This is a genomic window from Pantoea sp. DY-15 (assembly GCF_019795935.1).
GTDB lineage: Bacteria > Pseudomonadota > Gammaproteobacteria > Enterobacterales > Enterobacteriaceae > Pantoea > Pantoea leporis.
The window spans coordinates 193,981-215,793 of record NZ_JAIMIF010000006.1; the positions used below are offsets into that span (position 1 = coordinate 193,981).

Sequence of the window (21,813 nt, forward strand, 5' to 3'; positions counted from 1 at the left end):
ACGCTTCTGGCGGCTTGCCGCATGCGTTCTCCACAACAATGGCGGTGCGAACCGTCTTACTGGACACCTGTTATGAAAATCTTAAAAAGCCTCTATTTTCAGGTACTGGTTGCCATCGGCATCGGCGTCCTGTTGGGCCACTTCTATCCTGAGTTAGGCGCGCAAATGAAGCCGCTTGGCGATGGTTTCGTTAAGTTGATCAAGATGATCATCGCCCCCGTGATTTTCTGTACGGTGGTGACCGGTATTGCCGGCATGGAGAGCATGAAAGCCGTTGGACGTACGGGCGCAGTGGCGCTGCTGTACTTTGAAGTGGTCAGCACCATCGCGCTGATCATCGGTTTGGTGGTGGTAAACGTGGTGCAGCCTGGCGCGGGCATGAACGTTGATCCGGCCACGCTGGATGCCAAAGCGGTCGCGGTTTATGCGCAGCAGGCAGAGCAGCAAGGTGTGGTCGCCTTCCTGCTGGATGTGATCCCGAATAGCGTCATTGGTGCCTTTGCCAGCGGCAACATTCTGCAAGTGCTGCTGTTCGCTATCCTGTTCGGCTTCGCCCTGCATCGCCTGGGCAGCGCCGGCACCGTGATGTTCAACGTCATTGAGAGCTTCTCAAAAGTGATCTTCGGCGTGATCAACATGATTATGCGTCTCGCGCCAATCGGTGCCTTCGGGGCGATGGCCTTCACCATCGGTAAATATGGCGTCGGCTCGCTGGTGCAGTTGGGGCAGCTGATCATCTGCTTCTATATCACCTGCGTGCTGTTCGTGGTGGTGGTGTTGGGGCTGATTGCACGCTTCGCTGGCTTCAACATCTTTAAATTTGTCGCCTACATCAAAGAAGAGCTGCTGATTGTGCTGGGCACGTCATCTTCCGAGTCTGCGCTGCCGCGCATGCTGGATAAGATGGAGAAGCTGGGCTGTAAGAAATCGGTGGTGGGGCTGGTGATTCCAACCGGCTACTCCTTCAACCTGGATGGCACCTCGATTTACCTCACCATGGCGGCGGTTTTTATCGCTCAGGCGACCAACGCGCATATGGATGTGTTCCACCAAATCACGCTGTTAGTGGTGCTGCTGCTCTCCTCAAAAGGCGCAGCGGGTGTAACCGGCAGTGGCTTTATCGTGCTGGCGGCGACCTTGTCAGCGGTGGGCCATTTACCGGTTGCGGGCCTGGCGCTGATTCTCGGTATCGACCGCTTTATGTCCGAAGCGCGTGCGCTGACCAATCTGGTGGGCAACGGCGTGGCGACCATCGTGGTGGCGAAGTGGGTCGGCCAGCTGGATGAGAAACAACTGAATGCGACGCTTTCTGCCGGGAAAAAGGTGAATAACGCACCAGAAACCGCCGCATAACCTGCTATTTGCGTTAATTTGCCGAGAAATGCCCGCTGTCGCTTGCCCTGACAGCGGGCATTTGCATAATAAACCCCATTGATTTTTTTCCCGATTTTTTGCCTCGTTGCGCGACATCCTGACCTTCTCGTGGTCAAAGAGTCTGTTATCAAATAAACGTGGCGGCACAATGCCGCGCCGGTCACCCCAGATGTGACCGAACATGCCGCGCTAACGAGCGTTGATCTGTTTGAGTAGGGGTTCACATGCAGGGCACCAGAATTCGGCTTTTGGTTGGCGGATTGCTACTGGCAGCGTCCGGTTTTGGCGTGCACGCCGAGACGCTCCAACCCGATCCCGCCTGGCAGGAAGGCAAACTGGACAATGGTTTTAGCTGGCAACTGCTAACCACACCACAACGTCCAAGCGATCGTATTGAGCTGCGCCTGATTGTTAACACCGGTTCGCTGGTGGAGAGTGCGCAACAAACCGGCTATAGCCATCTTTTACCGCGTTTAGCGATGGTGCATAACGCCACGCTGGACACCAATCAGCAACGTGCGCTGTGGCAGCAAGCCATGGATCCGCAACGTCCGCTGCCACCCGCTATTTCGTCGTACGATTACACCCAATACAACCTGAGCTTGCCAAATAACCGCCCTGATCTGCTGAAAGAAGCGCTCAGCTGGCTGGCGGCGACCGCCGGGAAAATGACGATTAATGAGCAGGTGGTTTCTACCGCATTAATGGCGACCGATCCGATAGCCACCTGGCCCGCCAATACGCAGGATGTGTGGTGGCGCTATCGCCTGAAAGGCTCGGCGATGCTGGCGCACGATCCGGGCGAACAACCGCGCGCGCCTGTGGATATCGCCCAACTCAACAGCTTCTATCAACAGTGGTACACGCCAGACGGCATGACGCTGTACGTGGTGGGGAATGTCGATAGCCGCAGCATGGCGGAGCAGATCAACAAAGCTTTTGCGCCGCTGAAAGGCAAGCGTGTCGCACCTGCCGCGCTACCGACGCTGTCACCGCTGCCGCATCAGCCGGTGAATCTGGTGAATGGCGGCATGAATCAGGATCGCCTGTCGCTGGTGTGGGACACCGCATGGCAGCCGATTCGTGATTCGCAAAATTTGCAGCGCTACTGGCAGAGCGATTTAGCGCGTGAAGCGCTGTTCTGGCATGTGCAGCGCGCGCTGGCTGACAGCAAAGCGCAAAGCGTGCAGGTTGGCTTCGATTGCCGTGTGCTTTATCAACGCGCGCAGTGCTCAATCAACATGGACAGCCCGAACGCCTCTTTGCCGCAGAATATGAATCAGGTGGCGAAAGAGCTGGCGGCGGTGCGTGACAAAGGGTTACCGCAGGAGGAGTTTGATGCGCTGATGGCGCAGAAGCTGCTGGAGCTCAACAAGCTGTTTGCCACATACGCCCGCACCGACACCGATATTCTGATGGGCCAGCGTCTGCGCTCGCAGCAAAACGCGGTGGTGGACATTGCGCCTGAGCAGTATCAGAAGCTGCGTCAAACCTTCCTCAGCGAAATGACGCGCGACCAGCTAAATCAGGAACTGCGCCAGCAACTGTCGCAGGAGCTGACCATGGTGCTGATTCAGCCGCAGGGTGAAGCTGAGACCAACGTGAAGATGCTGCAGGAAAGCTGGGATAAAGTGATGAAGCTACCCGAACCGCCAGCGGTACCCGCGAGTCCGGAAGAAGTGAAACCGGATAACAGCGCAGGCGCGGCGGATCAGACCGCGCCATCATCCTAACCATTAGGTCTTAGCACGTAGCCATTCGGTTACCAGCATCGGCCAACTGGCGAGCGGTAAATCCGCCACGCCACGGATACCAAATCCGTGGCCGCCTTTCTGGTAGAAGTGAATCTCCACCGGCACTTTGTGCTCACGCAGCGCGCTGAAGAACACCATGCTGTTGTTCACCGAAACCGATTCATCATCGGAGGCGTGAATCAGCAGCGTCGGTGGCGTTTGTGCGTGCACGCGCGTCTCCAGCGAATAAGCATCAACCATCTTCTGATCCGGCCATGCGCCGAGCAAGCGGGTGCGCGCACCTTCATGCGCCAGACCTTCACGCATGCTGATCACCGGATAGAGCAGCACCATCGCATCCGGGCGCGGCGTGAAGCTGTCGGCCTGATCCTGCACTGGATAAAGTTTCTCGCCAAAGCGGGTGCCGAGGCTGGCGGCAACGTGTCCGCCCGCCGAGAAACCCATCATCACAATATATTTGCCGTTCAATCCGCGCTGCGCACGTTCACGCAGCACGCGCACCGCACGCTGCGCATCGGCCAGCGGCGCGTCTGGACCTTCATGGTGACCGTCATACGGCAGGCGATACGTCATCACCGCCAGCGTGTAGCCCATTGACGTGAAGAAAGTGGCAAGCGCGCTGCCTTCGCGGTCGATCAATACCCGCTGATAACCGCCGCCCGGCGCGACCAGCAGCGTGATGCCGTTCGAGGTTTCCGGATGCCAGATGGCAATTTCCGGGCAGCGCACGCCGGTGGCGGCGCGGTCATAAGGTTCGTACTCTTTGGCGAGATCGACGATCTGCGGCTGAGCGCGCGAATCGCTCGCGCCTGGCGCATCACCGTGTGGCCAGATATTGATGATTTCTGTGTGCATAAGTCAGTCCTGAGCGAGTCATGTTGTCGTTATTTTTTCGCGGCCGGAGTAACAGCGTCCTGCTGTTGTTGATTAAAACATGGTCTCTTTTGCCGCTGGCGTCCAGCCGAAAACCGCCGATTACGCCAGTTTCGGACTATGCCTGGCGGCCAGATTTCGTGCCATAACGCATTGAATTTAAATCGATCTGATTAGCGCGAGTGAAGAAGTCATACCGGTTTTGTTACAGAAGTGGATGAGTCAGGTCGTTAGCGGAAATTAGCAGGGAAAAATGCTGCGTTAAGGCAAACTGCGCGGGCGGGTTGGTTAGCAGTGTTTATGCGTTTGGTCGCCATAAATGGCGACCCTACAACATGCGCACCTGGATTAACGCGGCATCGCGCTGAGCGGGATAATCGCCCCGCGATACTGGATCACCGTGCTGGCGGTGAGATGACCGCGTGCGGCGGCATCTTCGGCGCTTCCTCCGGCTAAACGCACCGCCAGATAACCAGCGCTGAAGGAGTCGCCAGCCGCGGTGGTATCGATCACTTTCTCTTTCGCCAGCTTGATGGCGGCGACCTCGCGCAGCGGCTCATCGCCAACCGCCACCAGACAGGAGTCCGCACCGCGTTTGATGGCAATTTCCTGCACGCCCGCAGCGCGTGTGCGAGCAATCACCGCATCCAGCGGCTGCTCGCCCCACAGCAAATCTTCGTCGTCGAGCGTCAGAAATGCCATGTCGGTATGACGCAGCATCTCGGCATACGCCTGCTGAGCGCTGGCTTTATCGGCCCACAGACGCGGACGATAGTTGTTATCGAAAATCACCTTGCCACCGTTCTGACGACAGGCGCTAAGCAGCGTCATCAGTTTTTCGCGACTGGTCGCAGGCAGAATCGCCAGGCTGATGCCGCTCAAATAGAGATAATCATAGTGCGCCAGCTGCTGGCAAATCGCGTCCGCTTGCGCGCTGTCCAGCCAGAAACGGGCGGCGGCGTCGTTGCGCCAGTACCAGAAGGTCCGCTCGCCGTGGTCGTCGGTTTCGATGAAGTACAAACCCGGCATTTTATTGTCGAGGCGCTGAACCAGCGCGGTTTCGACCTTTTCCTGCTGCCAGGCGGCGATCATCTGGTTACTGAAACTGTCGGTGCCGAGTGCGGTGACATAATCGACACGCAGCTGTTTATCTGACTGACGCGCCAGATACACCGCCGTGTTCAGCGTATCGCCGCCAAAACCGCGTTTGATGTTCTCACCTTTCTCGGACAGCTCAATCATGCATTCGCCAATAATAGCGATTTTCTTCTGCGTCATGGTCTTCAGCCTGTAGTGAATTCTGCCTTAGTCTCGCGTCTGGTATGGCAGTCGTCAATGGTTTTTAAAACGATGTTTTGATTTAACTTAAGGCAGCAAACCGCCTGCGCCACGGTGATTTAGCGGCCAAAGCGCGTTTTGTTTTGCCGATTAAGTGCGAAGCACGCTGTTACACTCAACTCTTCATGGGACTAACGAGATTGATAAAGTTATCCCGGCGATCGCCGATACTTGCCGCTGAGATGCTATTTGCAGGCACTCAACACCAACCAGGAAAATACCATGGTGATGAAGAATTTGAGTCATCGGCTGCCTGTTTCAAATGAATTGGAGCAACAACAGGAAACGCGTCTCTTCTGGCAGCAGTGCCAACGATTCTATACTTTCCAGCCGATTTACCAGGTCTCAGGCCGCATGCTGGCTATTGAATTACTGACGGCGGTTACCCATCCCTCCGCGCCAGAAAAAAGGCTGTCGCCCGAAGACTATTTTGAAGCACTGACTATCGCGCAGCGGCTTGGTGTCGTCCAGGAACAACTCGAGCTGCTGATAAAATGGTCAGCGTTTTTCAATCAGCGTCAGCTGGTGGCGTCGGTTAATATCGACGGTCCAACGCTGATGGAGATTGAGAAGCATGAGTCGATTCGCACGCTGATTGCGCAACTGCCGTGGGTGCGCTTCGAGCTAACGGAGCATCATGCGCTGCCGCAGGAAGAGATGGTGGCGAAGATGCCGGAACTCGGACCGCTGTGGCTGGATGATTTTGGCTCTGGCATGGCGAACTTCTCCGCGCTGACCGAACTGCGTTACGACTACATCAAACTCTCGCGCGAGCTCTTTATGCTGCTGCGCGCCAGCGATGAAGGCCGCTCGATGTTCTCGATGCTGCTGGCGTTGATTAACCGTTACTGCAACGGCGTCATCGTTGAAGGCGTCGAAACCGAAGAGGAGTGGCAACAGGTGCGTAGCTCGCCAGCGATGGCGGCGCAGGGCTACTTCTTCTCGCGTCCGGTGCCATTCAGCGAGCTGGAACGTATGGCACTTGAGCTTCCCTGATCCCGTTCCGCGGCGTCTCGACTATCCTTAGTCAGACGTGGAAGGGCAAGGAGGAAGCAATATGTCACGTACTCGAAAGATCCTGAGCTGGGTGTTCGGGATTTTTTTGTTATTGGTTGTAGTGATTGTGGTGCTCATCGCCACCTTTGACTGGAACCGCTTGAAACCAACGATTAATCAAAAAGTTTCAGCCGAACTGAACCGACCTTTCGCGATTCGCGGCGATCTCGGCGTGGCCTGGGTTCGCAACCGTGAGGAACCTGGCTGGCGCAGTTGGGTGCCGTGGCCGCAGGTGCATGCCGATGATGTGATGCTCGGCAATCCGCCCTCTATTCCTGATGTCACCATGGTGCATCTGCAGCGGGTTGAAGCCACCATTGCGCCGCTGGCGCTGCTGCATCAGCAGATCTACCTGCCGTGGATCAAGATGCAAAAGCCGGATGCGCGGCTGGTGCAAACCGCAGACAAAAAGAATAACTGGACCTTTGATCTCGCCAGCAGCCAGAACAGCGATGCTAACGCCGCGCCTTCTGCCTGGTCCTTCCGCCTCGACAACATCCTGTTCGATCAGGGACAAGTGCGCTATCGCGACGCCGTCAATAAAGCCGATGTCACAGTGACCATCAATCCGCTGGGCAAACCGGTGCCGTACGCCCAAGTAGCGGGCGGTGACGATCAGCAGAAAGGCGCGGGTGATTTTGTCTTTGGCTGGCAGGCGAACGGCACCTACAACAATCAGAAGCTGGATGGCGACGGCAAAATTGGCGGCATGCTATCGCTGCGCAGTAAAACCACGCCGTTCCCGCTGCAGGTGGATGTGCGTAATGGCACCACGCGTGTACGTATTGACGGTACCTTGCAGGATCCGCTCAATCTTGGCGGACTTGATGTGCGTCTGCGCTTCGCGGGCGATACGCTGGCCAATCTGTATGGCCTGACCGGCGTGCTGCTGCCCGATACGCCGCCCTATGAAACTGACGGCCATTTGATTGCGCGTTTCAATGAGGCGAAAGGGCCGCTATTCCGCTACGAGAAGTTTAACGGCCACATCGGCGACAGCGATATTCACGGCTCGCTCACCTATCGTCAGGGCAAACCGCGTCCAACGCTGACCGGTGAATTGACCTCGAACCAGCTGCGGATGGAAGATTTGGGGCCGCTGATTGGCGTCAACTCCGGCAAAGGCAGCGAGAAAACGCAGCAGGCCAAAGCGCAGCGCGGCGAAGCCTCATCGCAGCCTGCCGATCGCGTGTTGCCACACGACAAGTTTGATACCAAGAGCTGGGACGTGATGGATGCGGATGTGAAGTTCAGCGGCAAACGCATCGAACACAGCAGCAAGCTGCCGCTCAGCGATCTCTATACGCATCTGCAGCTGAAAAACGGCGACCTGCTGCTCGATCCGCTGCGCTTCGGTATGGCCGGCGGCAGCATCAACTCCACCATTCATCTGGAGGGCAATCGCAGCCCGATGCGCGGACGTGCCGATTTGCACGCGCGTAAGCTGCGTCTGCGTCAGCTGTTCCCGGATGTCACGGCGATGCAGAACAGTTTGGGCCAGCTCAACGGCGATGCCTCGCTGAGCGGCACCGGCAATTCGGTGGCGGATCTGCTCGGCACCAGCAATGGCGAACTTAAGCTACTGATGAATGATGGCCTGATCAGTCGTAGCCTGATGGAGATTGCCGGACTGAACGTCGGTAACTATGTGGTGGGTAAGCTGTTCGGCGATGATGAAGTGAAGATCAACTGCGCGGCGACCGATATGAATATTCGTCAGGGCTTAGCGACGCCGAAACTGTTCCTGCTGGATACCGAGAACGCGGTGATCAACGTGACCGGCAACGTTAATTTCGCGAATGAACGCATGGACTTGTCGATCAATCCGGAGAGTAAAGGGATTCGCATCATCACGCTGCGTTCGCCGCTGTATGTGCGCGGCACCTTTAAAAATCCGGATGCCGGGGTGAAAGCCGGACCGCTGATTGCACGCGGTGCCGCAGCGGTGGCGCTCGGGGCGGTGGTTGCTCCCGCCGCCGCGTTGATCGCACTGATTTCGCCTAGCGATACTGACGACAATCAGTGCAGTAATGTGCTGCAGCAGATGAAGAATCAGAAGTGATCAGTTACGCCACAGCACTTTGATGATGTGGTAACCAAAGGCGGTTTTCACCGGTCCGTAAGGCTGTAGCAGCGGACAGGAGAAGACCGCCTTATCAAATGCCGGTACCATTTGTCCTTTACGGAACTCACCCAAATCACCGCCGTTGCGTCCGGATGGGCAGGTAGAGTGTTTCTTTGCCAGCTGCTGGAAGTTCGCCCCTTTCTCAAGTTGCGCCAGCAGGGATTTGGCCTGCGCTTCCTCTTTCACGAGGATATGTAAAGCCGCCGCGGTTTTCGCCATGATGAAGTCCTAATGTGTATAATCCGGCCATTATAACCTCCTTTCTTTTGATTCAACTGAGCGAATTCCGTTATGCGTTTAAACCCCGGCCAACAACGAGCTGTCGAATTTGTCACCGGTCCTTGTCTGGTGCTGGCCGGTGCTGGCTCGGGTAAAACCCGCGTGATCACCAACAAAATCGCCCACCTGATCCGCGAATGTGGCTATCAGGCGCGCCATATCGCCGCCGTAACCTTTACCAATAAAGCCTCGCGCGAGATGAAAGAGCGCGTGGCGCAGACGTTGGGGCGTAAAGAGGCACGCGGCCTGATGATTTCCACCTTTCATACGCTGGGACTGGAGATCATTAAACGCGAATACAAGGCGCTGGGAATGAAAGCCAGCTTCTCGCTGTTCGACGATCAGGATCAGCTGGCCTTGCTTAAAGACCTGACCAAACAGTGGCTGGAAGAGGACAAGACGCTGTTACAGCAGCTGATTTCCACCATCTCCAACTGGAAGAACGATCTGGTCGATCCGCAGGGCGCAGCGGGTTTGGCGCAATCGCAGCGTGATCAGATTTTTGCTCACTGTTATCAGCTGTACGACCAACATCTGAAATCCTGCAACGTGCTGGATTTTGACGACTTAATCGCGCTGCCCACGCTGCTGCTGCAGCGCAATCAGGAAGTGCGCGAACGCTGGCAGCAGCGCATCCGCTATCTGCTGGTGGATGAGTATCAGGACACCAACACCAGCCAATATGAGCTGGTCAAGCTGCTGGTGGGTGCGCGCGCGCGCTTTACCGTGGTGGGCGATGACGATCAGTCAATTTACTCGTGGCGTGGCGCGCGTCCGCAAAACCTGGTGCTGCTGCAGCAGGATTTCCCGGCGCTGGAAGTGGTGAAGCTGGAGCAAAATTATCGCTCGACGCAGCGCATCCTGAAATCGGCCAACATCCTTATCGCCAACAATCCGCACGTATTTGAGAAGCGCCTGTTCTCAGAGTTGGGGCAGGGCAGCGAGCTGAAGGTGCTGAGCGCGAATAACGAAGACCACGAAGCGGAACGCGTAGCGGGTGAATTGATCGCGCATCACTTCATCAACAAAACCGCCTACAAAGATTACGCCATTCTTTATCGCGGCAATCATCAGTCGCGCGTGTTCGAGAAGCAGCTGATGCAGAACCGTATTCCGTATCGTATTTCGGGCGGTACGTCGTTCTTCTCACGCCCGGAAATCAAAGATTTGCTGGCTTATCTGCGCGTGCTGACCAATCAGGAAGATGACAGCGCGTTTCTGCGTATCGTGAATACGCCGCGCCGTGAGATTGGTCCGGCAACGCTGCAGAAGCTGGGCGAATGGGCCAACCTGCGCAATAAAAGCCTGTATAACGCCAGCTTCGATATGGGGCTGGAGCAAACGCTGAGCCGGCGCGGGCTGGAGCATCTGCAGCGCTTTACGCACTGGCTGAGTGAAATCGTCCAACTGACCGAACGCGAGCCAGTGAATGCGGTGCGCGACCTGATTCGCGGCATCGACTACGAAAGCTGGCTGTTTGAAACCTCGCCCAGCCCGAAAGCCGCTGAGATGCGCATGAAGAACGTTAACCTGCTGTTCCAGTGGATGACCGAGATGCTGGAAGGCGATGAGCTGAACGAGCCGATGACGCTGGCGCAGGTGGTGACGCGCTTTACGCTGCGCGACATGATGGAGCGCGGTGAAAGCGACGAGGAGCTCGATCAGGTGCAGCTGATGACGTTGCACGCCTCAAAAGGGCTGGAGTTTCCGTATGTCTATCTGGTTGGCATGGAAGAGGGGTTATTGCCGCACCAGAGCAGCATCGATGAGAACAACATCGAGGAAGAGCGGCGTCTGGCTTACGTGGGGATTACCCGGGCGCAGAAAGAGCTGACTTTTACGCTGTGCCGTGAACGCCGCCAGTATGGCGAGCTGATGCGCCCGGAACCGAGTCGCTTCCTGCTGGAGTTGCCGCAGGACGATGTGGTGTGGGAACGCGAGAAAAAAGTGGTAAGCGCCGAAGAGCGCGTGAAGACCGGACAGACGCGCGTCGCTGGGTTAAGAGCGATGCTGGAGAATGCGAAGAAGGGTTGAGTTCCCGGTTAGTGGTCGTAGTTCCCCTCCTCGGTCCGTGCTTGCAGTCCCCCTCCTCGGTCCGTGCTCGCAGTCCCCCTCCTCGGTCCTCCCCCATGAATGGGGGAGGAAGATGCTGCCACATGTTAGTGATGGAACTGCATGTGGCAGCATCTCCTTCCCCCGCTTGCGGGGGAAGGTCGGGATGGGGGACAGCCAGCACATTTCCAATCAGGAAATCGTCAGTAACCAGTGCACGTAGGACTGATAATGACTCTCTTGCTCCAGCAGCTCAGAACGCAGCGGATGCACTTCGCGCCAACCGGCTGGCAACGTCAAATGCAGCGCATCATCATCCGCCTGTAAACGCACGGCAGGCAAAGTGTCATCGCGACGACGACTTGAGAAGATAATCGCTAAGCGTAGCAAACGACTTAAACGCTCCGCCATGCGCGGCGGTACGGCGTTTTGCTGGGTCAGCAAGGCTAAATCGATGCTGCCGCTTTGGTTCTGCAGCAGGCAAGCCAGCATTTTTTTCTGCGCGGGAGTGAAGCCAGGAAGATCGAGATGACGAATCAGGTAAGCGGCGTGTTGCGGTGCCTGGCGGAAATCGACGCTCAGGCCAATTTCGTGGATAGAACAGGCGCTAAGGAGTAGATCGCGACATCGGTTATCCAGCTTCCAACTGCTGCTCACCTGACGGAAGAAACTTTCCGCCAATTGACGTACGCGACCGGCCTGGTCAATATCAATGGCAAAACGACGCTGCACGTTCTGCAATGTGCGGCTGCGGATATCACGATCCACCGGCAGATGCAGCATGCCATACACTAAACCTTCGCGCAGTGCGCCGCCGGCTAGCGTCATGCCTTCAATGCTGAGTTCCTGGAAGATAGCGATGAGAATCGATAAACCGCTCGGGAACACTAAGGCGCGCTCCAGCGTCAATCCTTCAATTTCCAGCTCTTCCAACTTGCCGCACTGAATCGCGCGCTGTTTCAGCTGTTGCAGTTTGCTTAGGGTGATGCGCTCATCCATGCCCTGCGCCATCATAATTTCCTGCAACGCCTGTACGGTGCCCGATGCCCCGACACAGATTTGCCAGCCTTTCTCGCGCAGCGCAGCAGCCACCGGACGGATCATCTCGCGCGCGGCCAGTTCGGCCTGCTCAAAATTCTCTTTGGCCAAATGACGATCGCTGAAGTAGCGTTCAAGCCAGGTTACGCAACCCATCGACAAGCTGAACAGCGTGGTGGCATGTGCACCTTCGCCGGTCACCAGTTCAGTGCTGCCGCCGCCGATATCGACCACTAAACGCTGATCGGAACCGCCGGTGGTATGCGCTACGCCCTGATAAATCAGGCGTGCTTCCTCTTCGCCGCTAATAACATTCACCGCGCAGCCAAGAATCTGTTCAGCCGTTGTGAGGAAATCCTGCGCATTTTCGGCAAGGCGCAGCGTGGCGGTTGCCACCACGCGGATTTGTTCCGGAGGAATATCCTGCAGCTGTTCAGAGAACAACTTCAGGCACTGCCAGCCGCGTTGCATCGCCTCAGCGGAGAGGTGATTCGCTTTGTCGAGGCCAGCCGCCAGACGCACTTTGCGCTTTATCCGCGCGACGGTCTGAATGCTGCCAGACACCTCGCGCACCACCAACATATGAAAGCTGTTAGAACCTAAATCAATCGCTGCATAAAGTGACGATGCGCTTAGCATGGTGTGCTTAACCCGAACGTTTACGGTTGCTATTGCGCGGCGCGCCGCTCCGACGGTTACTGTTGTTCCCGCCACGACGTGGGCCGTTACCCGAGCGGCTGCGTTGCAGACGCTTCGGCGGTGGCAGTTCATTCAGCAAGGCATCGCTGTTGTACTTGCTAACCGGAATACCGTGACCGATGTACTCTTCGATTGCCGGCAGGTTCAGCGCGTACTCTTCACACGCCAGGCTGATGGAGTGACCGCTGGCGCCCGCGCGGCCAGTACGACCGATACGGTGCACGTAATCTTCGCGATCGTCAGGCAGATCGTAGTTGAACACATGCGTTACCGCAGGAATGTGCAAACCCCGTGCCGCGACGTCGGTGGCAACCAGGATATCCACATCGCCTTTGGTGAAGTCATCGAGGATACGCAGACGTTTTTTCTGCGCCACATCACCCGTCAGCAGACCCACGCGATGACCATCGGCAGCCAGATGGCCCCAAATGTCTTCACAGCGGTGCTTGGTGTTCGCAAAGATAATGGCGCGATCTGGCCACTCTTCTTCTACCAGCGTCTGCAGCAAGCGCATTTTCTCTTCATTTGAAGGGTAGAAAAGCTCTTCTTTAATACGGTGGCCGGTTTTCTGCTCGGGTTCCACTTCCACGTATTCGGCGTTGTTCATGTGCTCAAACGCCAGTTCACGCACGCGGTAAGACAAGGTTGCAGAGAACAGCATACTCAGGCGTTGGGTGGCCGGCGGCATGCGGCGGAACAGCCAACGAATGTCTTTAATAAAGCCGAGATCAAACATGCGATCGGCTTCATCCAGCACAACAACCTGAATCGCGCCCAGGTTGACATGGTTCTGCTTGGCGTAGTCAATCAGACGTCCGGTGGTGCCCACCAGAATATCGACACCATCAGCCAGCACTTTCAGCTGTTTATCGTAGCCGTCGCCACCATAAGCCAGGCCCAGCTTTAAGCCAGTGACCTTGGCTAACGGTTCTGCATCGGCATGAATTTGTACGGCGAGCTCACGCGTCGGGGCCATGATCAGCGCACGTGGCTGATTGATCTGGCGACCTTCTGCGGCAGGATGAGAAAGAAGATAATGAAACGTTGACGTCAGGAACGCCATCGTTTTGCCGGTACCGGTTTGCGCCTGACCCGCAACATCACGCCCTGAAAGCGTAAAAGGCAATGCGAGCGCCTGGATAGGCGTGCAGTTAGAAAAGCCTTTGGTATCAAGGGCTTCTACCACCTGAGGGTGCAGGGCGAAGTCGGAAAACTTCTGTTCAGTTAAGTGTGTTTTGCTCATAGTGTGGTAGAATATCAGCTTACTAGCGCTTTACGAAAGCGTATCCGATGAAATAAAGTCAACCTACGTTGGTATCATTTCCGCCAATTCGCCAGGCGCAATCTTTTGGAGTTAAACATGAGCAGCGATAAGATCGTTCACTTGACCGATGACAGTTTCGACACAGACGTACTGAAAGCAGACGGTGTCACTCTGGTAGATTTCTGGGCTGAATGGTGTGGTCCTTGCAAAATGATCGCCCCAATTCTCGACGAAGTCGCAGAAGAGTACGAAGGTAAACTTACCATCGCTAAGTTGAACATTGATGACAACCCGGGTACGGCGCCAAAATATGGCATCCGCGGTATCCCAACTCTGCTGCTGTTCAAGAACGGCGAAGTTGCGGCAACCAAGGTTGGCGCACTGTCTAAAGGGCAGTTGAAAGAGTTCCTGAACGCCAACCTGGCCTAAGCCCGGCGCGGTGTTTGTTCGGCAGTGGTGAATTTTTTCGCCACTGCTGGACGTCTCACTTTAAGCGTGTTAAGTTAATTTCACTGCATTACGCTCTTACCTTGTAGTTTGCATCTAAGTTTTCCCTTGTCAGACCCTACTCGCAATGAACGTTATCGTGGTTTGGCAATCTGATGACTAGCACATTCGGCATCATCTTTCGACCGTCTCCTCGTTTCCTATCGCCACATCTGACGATAATCGTCGAGCTGAGTTGAAAAAGAGCCATTAACAGGCATGGAATTTTTGCCATACCACTCACGACAATCATTTCGAGAATTACCCCGAGTTTAAGAACCCATCACTATGAATCTTACCGAATTAAAGAATACGCCGGTTTCTGAGCTGATTACCCTCGGCGAAAATATGGGGCTGGAAAACCAGGCGCGTATGCGCAAGCAGGATATTATTTTCTCTATCCTGAAACAGCACGCAAAAAGCGGCGAAGACATCTTTGGTGATGGTGTGCTGGAGATATTGCAGGACGGATTTGGTTTCCTCCGTTCTGGAGATAGCTCCTACCTCGCCGGTCCCGATGATATCTACGTCTCTCCTAGCCAAATCCGCCGCTTCAACCTCCGCACTGGTGACACCATTTCTGGCAAGATTCGCCCGCCAAAAGAGGGTGAACGCTACTTTGCGCTGTTGAAAGTTAATGAAGTTAACTATGACAAGCCGGAAAACGCGCGTAACAAGATTCTGTTCGAAAACCTTACGCCGTTGCACGCCAGCAAGCGTATGCGTATGGAACGCGGTAATGGCTCGACTGAAGATCTGACCGCACGCGTGCTGGATCTGGCTTCTCCGATTGGTCGTGGTCAGCGTGGTCTGATTGTGGCGCCGCCGAAAGCGGGTAAAACCATGCTGCTGCAGAACATCGCGCAGAGCATCGCCTACAACTATCCAGATTGCCTGTTGATGGTGCTGCTGATTGACGAACGTCCGGAAGAAGTGACCGAGATGCAGCGTCTGGTTAAAGGTGAAGTGATCGCTTCGACCTTTGATGAGCCAGCGTCACGTCACGTGCAGGTTGCTGAGATGGTGATTGAGAAGGCCAAGCGCCTGGTTGAGCACAAGAAAGATGTGATCATCCTGCTTGACTCCATCACGCGTCTGGCGCGTGCCTATAACACCGTGGTTCCAGCATCAGGTAAAGTCCTGACCGGTGGTGTGGATGCCAACGCCTTGCATCGTCCGAAGCGTTTCTTCGGTGCGGCACGTAACGTGGAAGAGGGCGGCAGCCTGACCATCATCGCGACCGCGCTCGTTGATACCGGTTCGAAGATGGACGAAGTGATTTACGAAGAGTTTAAAGGTACAGGTAACATGGAATTGCACCTCTCGCGCAAAATCGCCGAGAAGCGTGTATTCCCAGCGATTGATTACAATCGCTCCGGTACCCGTAAAGAAGAGCTGCTCACCACTCAGGAAGAGCTGCAGAAGATGTGGATCCTGCGCAAAATCATCCATCCAATGGGTGAAATCGACGCGATGGAGTTCCTCATTAACAAACTGGCCATGACCAAAACCAACGACGAATTCTTCGATATGATGAAGCGTTCCTAAGTTGCGATCGGCGAGTCGCTAAGCCAAGCGGTGATTCGCACAATTTGCCAGGAAATATTGCTAACGCCACGTCTTAACGTGGCGTTTTTTATTTATGGGCATTAGGATTAGCGCAGTCAGGAAGCTTTTATATTGACTGTGGCAGAGATTCGTTTGTTTTTTCAGCAATCAGACTTTTCTGTAGCAGAATTCGGAATAGGGATATACGGCAATGGCGGGTGTTTTGCATATTGTTGTCCACGATTTTAGCTGAGAGCATTAACGTGAATTTACTCACTATGAGTACTGAGCTTGGTTTAGTTTTTCTTTTTACTTTAGTGTTCCTGTTTTTTGCTCGCAAAGCAGCTAAAAAAATTGGGCTTGTGGACACACCAAACTCCAGAAAAAGGCACCATGGCGCCATTCCGTTAGTTGGCGGCATTTCCGTGTACGCGGGAATCTGCTTCGCTTTTGCCATCTCAAATTATTATTTGCCGCACGCGATGTTGTATCTGAGTTGCGCGGGCGTATTGGTGCTGGTTGGCGCACTGGACGATCGCTTCGATATCAGCGTTAAAATTCGCGCGCTGGTGCAGGCGGCGGTCGCCATCGTGATGATGGTCGGCGCCAAACTCTATTTGCTCAGTCTGGGCTTCATTATCGGGCCGGTTGAGTTAATTGTCGGTCCGTTTGGCTACGTATTGACGCTATTCGCCGTATGGGCCGCCATCAATGCGTTCAATATGGTGGATGGGATTGATGGCCTGCTTGGCGGCCTCTCCAGCGTCACTTTCGCCGCCATCGGCATCATTCTCTATTTCGACGGCCAGACCAGCCTCGCCATGTGGTGCTTCGCGATGATCGCCGCCACCATTCCTTATATCCTGCTTAATCTCGGCTTGATTGGCCGTCGCTACAAAGTGTTTATGGGCGATGCCGGCAGCACCATGATCGGTTTCACCATCATCTGGATTCTGCTGGAAACCACCCAAGGCCTGAGCCATCCGATCACGCCCGTCACCGCGCTGTGGCTGATCGCGATTCCGCTGATGGATATGGTGGCGATTATGTATCGCCGTTTGCGCAAAGGCATGAGCCCGTTTTCCGCTGACCGCCAGCACATCCACCATTTAATTATGCGCGCCGGCTTCACGTCACGTCAGGCGTTCCTGCTGATTACCGTCGCCGCCGCGCTTCTGGCGGGTATTGGTGTGCTCGGCGAGTATCTGGCTTTCATCCCGGAATGGGTGATGCTGGTGCTGTTCATGATGGCATTCCTCCTTTATGGCTATTGCCTGAAACACGCATGGCGCGTGGCGCGCAAAATCCGTCGCATTAAACGTCGCTGGCAAAGCAGCGAAGATAAAAAATAAATTACCCAGAAAGTACCCTGATAAGGATTTTGTTATGACCTCTGTCGTTGTGGAGAACGAACTGGATATACGTGGCCTTGGCTGCACACTCTGGCGTGGTAAACGCTGGATTATCGGTCTGGCGCTGCTGTTTGCGCTGGTCGCCTGGTTAGCATCGATGTTAATGAAGCAGGCGTGGAGCACCACGGCGGTGACCGATCGTCCAACGGTTAATATGCTGGGTGATTTCTTCGTACAGCAGCAATTCCTCAATAATCTGGATGTGCGCACCAATACGCTCAATCTCAGTTCGCCAGCGCCGACCGTGATGGATGAGGTTTATCAGGAGTTCACCATGCAGCTGGCATCATGGGATACGCGCCGTGATTTCTGGCAGCAGACCGAATACTTCAAAAGCCGCAAAAGCGGTAACGCGCACAACGATGCGGCGCTGCTCGACGACCTGATCACCAACATTCAGTTCACCGCTGCCGACCCGGCGCGCAATATCTTAGATAACATTAAGCTGGTCGCCGAAACCGCCAGCGATGCTAACAATCTGCTGCGTCAATATATTGCCTACGCCAGCGAGCGTGCGGCGCGTCATCTTAATGCGGAGCTGAAAGGCGCCTGGCAGGCGCGCAGCGTGCAGCTGGCGTCGCAGGTTAACCGCCAGCAGGAAGTGGCGCAGGCGGTATTTGAACGTCAACGTCAGCGCATCGAGCAGGCGCTGAAAGTGGCGAGCGAGCAGGGGATTAAAGAGAACCGCGCGCCGGCAACCGGCGAAGCGCTGCCAGACAGCGATCGTTTCCTGCTGGGTCAGCAAATGCTGCAGGCGCAACTCGACACCTTGCAAGCCAGCGGGCCTGCTTACGATTTAAGCTATGATCAAAACAAAGCGATGCTGAGTACGCTGCAGGCCGGTCCGCGTCTGGATAAACAATTTCAGACTTACCGCTATTTGCGCACCCCGGAAGAGCCGGTGTCGCGCGATAGTCCGCGCCGCCTGTTTATGATGATCATGTGGGGCGTGATTGGCGCGCTGGTCGGTGCGGGAGTGGCGCTGGTGCGTCGTCCGCGTTCAACGTTAGCAACGAGCCATTAAGAGAAGCCACGTGAAAGTTCTGACGGTATTTGGCACGCGTCCTGAAGCGATCAAAATGGCTCCGCTGGTGCAGGCGCTGGCGCAGGATGCTGCGTTCGAGTCACGCCTATGCGTCACCGCACAACATCGTGAAATGCTCGACCAGGTGCTGCGTTTGTTCCAGCTGCAGCCTGATTATGATCTGAATATCATGCGCCCGGAGCAAGGGCTGACGGAGATCACCAGCCGCATTCTGCAGGGCATGAAAACCGTACTCGCCGATTTCCAGCCGGATGTGGTGTTAGTGCACGGCGATACCACCACCACGTTTGCGGCCAGCCTGGCGGCGTTTTATCACCAGATTCCGGTGGGTCACGTAGAAGCGGGATTGCGTACCGGCAACCTGATGTCGCCGTGGCCGGAAGAGGCCAATCGCACGCTCACCGGCCATCTCGCCAGTTATCACTTCACGCCCACGCAAAATTCGCGACAAAATTTGTTGCGCGAGAATCTGCCAGATGCGCGCATTTTCGTGACGGGCAACACGGTGATTGATGCGCTGCTGTGGGTGCGTGATCGCGTACTGGACGATGCCGATCTCAATGCCCGCCTCGCCGCGCGCTATCCGTTCCTCGACGCTGACAAAAAACTCATTCTGGTTACGGGACATCGCCGTGAAAGTTTTGGCGACGGCTTTGAACGCATTTGCAGTGCGCTGGCGCAAATCGCGCGCCAGCATCCGCAAGTGCAAATTGTCTATCCCGTGCACCTCAATCCCAACGTCAGCGAACCGGTTAATCGCATTCTCAGCGGCATCGAAAACATCATTCTGATTGAGCCGCAAGAGTATCTGCCGTTTGTCTGGCTGATGAATCGCTCATGGCTGATTCTCACCGACTCCGGTGGCATTCAGGAAGAAGCGCCGTCATTAGGCAAACCGGTGCTGGTGATGCGCGATACCACCGAGCGTCCGGAAGCGGTGGAGGCAGGCACGGTGAAACTGGTCGGCACCGATATCAGTAAAATTGTCGCTGAAGTCAGCCTGCTGTTGCAGGACGATGAAGCCTGGCAGGCAATGAGTCGCGCGCACAATCCGTATGGCGATGGCCATGCCTGCGCGCGCATCTTGCAGGCCCTAAAACAACACAGAGTGTAACCATGCGTTTTGAAACCATTTCCGTTATCGGACTGGGCTACATTGGGCTGCCAACGGCAGCCGTTTTTGCCTCAAAGGGAAAGAAAGTCGTTGGGGTGGATATTAATGTCCGCGCCGTTGAAACCATCAATCGTGGCGATATCCATATCGTGGAACCCGAGTTGGGTGATGTGGTGCGCAAAGCCGTGCGTGCCGGTCATCTACGTGCGACTACACAGGCCGAAGCCGCCGATGCATTCCTGATCGCCGTGCCCACGCCGTTTATCGGCGACCATCAGCCGGATCTCAGCTATGTGCAGGCCGCGGCGCTGTCGATTGCACCCGTGTTAAAAGCGGGCGATCTGGTGATCCTCGAATCGACGTCGCCGGTGGGCGCCACCGAGCAAATGGCGGAATGGCTGGCGGCGGCGCGTCCCGATTTGCGTTTCCCGCAGCACGGTGATGCGTGCGATGTGTTTATCGCTTACTGCCCGGAGCGCGTGTTGCCCGGCAAAGTGATGGTTGAACTGCTGGAAAACGATCGCGTCATTGGTGGCATGACGCCAGCCTGTTCCGCACGCGCCAGCGAGCTGTACCGCATTTTCCTGCGCGGCGCGTGTGTGGAAACCAATGCGCGTACCGCCGAGATGTGCAAATTGACAGAAAATAGCTTCCGCGATGTGAATATCGCCTTTGCCAATGAGCTGTCGCTGATTTGCGCCGAGCAGGGCATCAACGTGTGGGAGCTGATTGCGCTCGCGAATCGCCATCCGCGCGTCAACATCCTGCAACCCGGACCGGGCGTCGGCGGGCACTGTATCGCCGTCGATCCGTGGTTTATCGTGGCGCAGAATCCAGAACAGGCGCGACTGATTCGCACCGCACGTGAAGTGAATGATGCCAAACCGGGCTGGGTGCTGGATCAGGTAAAAAAGGCGGTAGCAGAGTGCCTCACCGCCAGCGGAAAACGCGCCAGTGATGTCACCATTGCCTGCTTTGGTCTGTCCTTCAAACCGAATATTGACGATCTGCGCGAAAGCCCGGCGATGAGCGTCGCGCATCGTATTGCCGAGTGGCACAGCGGCGCAACCTGGGTGGTTGAACCGCATGTGGAAGACATTCCGCAACGTCTGGCGCATGAAGCCACGCTGGTTGCCACGGACGTAGCGCTGCAGCAGGCGGATATTTTGGTGATGTTGGTTGATCACGCACAGTTCCGCGCGATTGATGCGGCCCAGATTGCCCAGCCGTGGATTGTTGATACCAAAGGCGTTTGGCGATGAAACAGTTTCTGGTGACCGGCGGGGCAGGATTTATCGGTTCTGCGCTGGTACGTTTTCTGCTTGAAAACACTGAACACCGCGTGGTGGTGGTCGATAAGCTAAGCTATGCCGGCAATCTGGCGTCGCTGGCGCCGGTGCAACAGAATGCACGTTTCGCCTTCGAACAGGTGGATATTTGCCATCGCGCTGAGCTGGATCGCGTCATGGCACACTATCAACCGGATTGCATTATGCATCTGGCGGCAGAAAGTCATGTTGACCGCTCGATCGATGGACCTATCGCCTTCATCGAAACCAATATTGTCGGCACCTATCAGCTGCTGGAAGCGGCGCGTCATTACTGGAATGGCATGGCAGATGAACGCAAAAAAGGCTTCATTCTGCATCATATCTCCACTGATGAAGTGTTTGGTGACCTGCACGGTAGCGACGATTTCTTTACCGAAACCACGCCGTATGCGCCGAGCAGCCCCTATTCGGCGACCAAAGCCAGCAGCGATCATCTGGTGCGCGCCTGGCTGCGCACCTACGGTTTGCCGGTCATCATCACTAACTGCTCCAACAATTACGGACCGTATCATTTCCCGGAGAAGCTGATCCCACTCACCATCATTAATGCGCTGGCGGGCAAACCGCTGCCAGTGTATGGCAACGGCAGCCAGATACGCGACTGGCTATATGTAGAGGATCACGCGCGGGCGCTGTATAGCGTGGTGAGCAGCGGCAAAGTAGGGGAAACCTACAATATTGGTGGTCATAACGAGCGACGTAATCTTGAAGTGGTGGAAACGCTGTGCGATCTGCTGGATGAGTTGGCGCCGCAGCAGCGTGCACCGCACCTGAGCCGCTACCGTGACCTGATTACCTTTGTTAGCGATCGTCCCGGCCACGACCAGCGCTACGCCATCGACGCCAGTAAAATTGAGCGTGAGCTGGGTTGGACGCCGCAGGAAACCTTTGAGAGCGGCATTCGTAAAACCGTGCACTGGTATCTGGCAAACCCGCAATGGTGGCAGGCAATTCTTAACGGCAGCTATCGCGGTGAGCGTCTGGGATTAGCCACGCCGCGTTAAACGCACTTCAGAAGGAGCAGC

Annotated in this window: 17 protein-coding genes; 12 read left to right on the plus strand and 5 right to left on the minus strand. The window is 55.7% G+C overall.

All coding sequences use genetic code 11. The annotated features are described in order from the left end of the window. The first annotated feature begins 72 nt into the window (after positions 1 to 72). Complete coding sequence (locus K5Y32_RS21185) at positions 73 to 1,353, plus strand: dicarboxylate/amino acid:cation symporter (RefSeq protein ID WP_222185700.1); 1,281 nt, start codon at positions 73 to 75, stop codon at positions 1,351 to 1,353. A gap of 245 nt (positions 1,354 to 1,598) precedes the next feature. After that, entirely contained in the window at positions 1,599 to 3,107 is a 1,509-nt protein-coding gene (locus K5Y32_RS21190) for a pitrilysin family protein (protein ID WP_101763783.1), read from the plus strand. Positions 3,108 to 3,110: 3 nt separating this feature from the next. Here the strand turns inward: K5Y32_RS21190 and K5Y32_RS21195 are convergent, their stop codons facing one another. Together K5Y32_RS21195 and K5Y32_RS21200 are read right to left on the minus strand one after the other, a co-directional pair. Continuing rightward, positions 3,111 to 3,983 carry an alpha/beta hydrolase gene (locus K5Y32_RS21195; RefSeq protein ID WP_137384896.1) on the minus strand — a complete coding sequence of 291 codons (873 nt, stop codon included), beginning with the start codon at positions 3,981 to 3,983 and terminating at the stop codon, positions 3,111 to 3,113. A 366-nt stretch (positions 3,984 to 4,349) separates the two neighbouring features. Further along, a complete protein-coding gene (locus K5Y32_RS21200; protein ID WP_222185701.1) occupies positions 4,350 to 5,279 on the minus strand; it encodes a sugar kinase in 930 nt (309 codons plus the stop codon). A gap of 282 nt (positions 5,280 to 5,561) precedes the next feature. Between K5Y32_RS21200 and pdeH the strand changes: the two genes are divergently transcribed. Both pdeH and K5Y32_RS21210 read left to right on the plus strand, forming a co-directional pair. Continuing rightward, positions 5,562 to 6,335, plus strand: coding sequence for a cyclic-guanylate-specific phosphodiesterase (gene pdeH / locus K5Y32_RS21205; RefSeq protein WP_222185702.1), 774 nt, complete (start codon positions 5,562 to 5,564; stop codon positions 6,333 to 6,335). 61 nt (positions 6,336 to 6,396) lie between these two features. Next, positions 6,397 to 8,457 (plus strand): AsmA family protein, encoded by a 2,061-nt coding sequence (locus tag K5Y32_RS21210; protein WP_222185703.1) that lies wholly within the window; start codon positions 6,397 to 6,399, stop codon positions 8,455 to 8,457. Here K5Y32_RS21210 and ppiC read toward each other — a convergent pair whose 3' ends face one another. Then, positions 8,458 to 8,739: a peptidylprolyl isomerase PpiC gene (gene ppiC, locus K5Y32_RS21215; protein WP_008105734.1), complete on the minus strand. Its 282-nt coding sequence runs from the start codon at positions 8,737 to 8,739 to the stop codon at positions 8,458 to 8,460. Between the two features lie 72 nt (positions 8,740 to 8,811). Here ppiC and rep point away from each other — a divergent pair, with 72 nt between their 5' ends. Next, on the plus strand, positions 8,812 to 10,833 hold the full coding sequence (gene rep / locus K5Y32_RS21220) for a DNA helicase Rep (protein WP_222185704.1): 2,022 nt from the start codon (positions 8,812 to 8,814) through the stop codon (positions 10,831 to 10,833). 210 nt (positions 10,834 to 11,043) lie between these two features. Here rep and ppx read toward each other — a convergent pair whose 3' ends face one another. Together ppx and rhlB are read right to left on the minus strand one after the other, a co-directional pair. Beyond that, on the minus strand, positions 11,044 to 12,528 hold the full coding sequence (ppx, locus tag K5Y32_RS21225; protein ID WP_222185705.1) for an exopolyphosphatase: 1,485 nt from the start codon (positions 12,526 to 12,528) through the stop codon (positions 11,044 to 11,046). Between the two features lie 7 nt (positions 12,529 to 12,535). Next, on the minus strand, positions 12,536 to 13,831 hold the full coding sequence (rhlB, locus tag K5Y32_RS21230; protein ID WP_222185706.1) for an ATP-dependent RNA helicase RhlB: 1,296 nt from the start codon (positions 13,829 to 13,831) through the stop codon (positions 12,536 to 12,538). A gap of 117 nt (positions 13,832 to 13,948) precedes the next feature. Between rhlB and trxA the strand changes: the two genes are divergently transcribed. From trxA to rfbB, 7 genes are all read left to right on the plus strand, one after another. After that, entirely contained in the window at positions 13,949 to 14,281 is a 333-nt protein-coding gene (trxA, locus tag K5Y32_RS21235) for a thioredoxin TrxA (protein ID WP_008105741.1), read from the plus strand. Between the two features lie 345 nt (positions 14,282 to 14,626). Continuing rightward, positions 14,627 to 15,886: a transcription termination factor Rho gene (rho, locus tag K5Y32_RS21240; protein ID WP_008105744.1), complete on the plus strand. Its 1,260-nt coding sequence runs from the start codon at positions 14,627 to 14,629 to the stop codon at positions 15,884 to 15,886. 278 nt (positions 15,887 to 16,164) lie between these two features. Further along, positions 16,165 to 17,238: a UDP-N-acetylglucosamine--undecaprenyl-phosphate N-acetylglucosaminephosphotransferase gene (gene wecA / locus K5Y32_RS21245; protein ID WP_101763775.1), complete on the plus strand. Its 1,074-nt coding sequence runs from the start codon at positions 16,165 to 16,167 to the stop codon at positions 17,236 to 17,238. Positions 17,239 to 17,272: 34 nt separating this feature from the next. Further along, positions 17,273 to 18,322, plus strand: coding sequence for an ECA polysaccharide chain length modulation protein (gene wzzE / locus K5Y32_RS21250; RefSeq protein WP_137384901.1), 1,050 nt, complete (start codon positions 17,273 to 17,275; stop codon positions 18,320 to 18,322). A gap of 10 nt (positions 18,323 to 18,332) precedes the next feature. Beyond that, positions 18,333 to 19,457 (plus strand): non-hydrolyzing UDP-N-acetylglucosamine 2-epimerase, encoded by a 1,125-nt coding sequence (wecB, locus tag K5Y32_RS21255; protein ID WP_101763773.1) that lies wholly within the window; start codon positions 18,333 to 18,335, stop codon positions 19,455 to 19,457. Positions 19,458 to 19,459: 2 nt separating this feature from the next. Further along, positions 19,460 to 20,719 carry a UDP-N-acetyl-D-mannosamine dehydrogenase gene (wecC, locus tag K5Y32_RS21260; RefSeq protein WP_222185707.1) on the plus strand — a complete coding sequence of 420 codons (1,260 nt, stop codon included), beginning with the start codon at positions 19,460 to 19,462 and terminating at the stop codon, positions 20,717 to 20,719. After that, complete coding sequence (rfbB, locus tag K5Y32_RS21265; protein ID WP_101763771.1) at positions 20,716 to 21,792, plus strand: dTDP-glucose 4,6-dehydratase; 1,077 nt, start codon at positions 20,716 to 20,718, stop codon at positions 21,790 to 21,792. The genes wecC and rfbB overlap by 4 nt, the downstream gene beginning before the upstream one ends. Positions 21,793 to 21,813 lie beyond the last annotated feature (21 nt).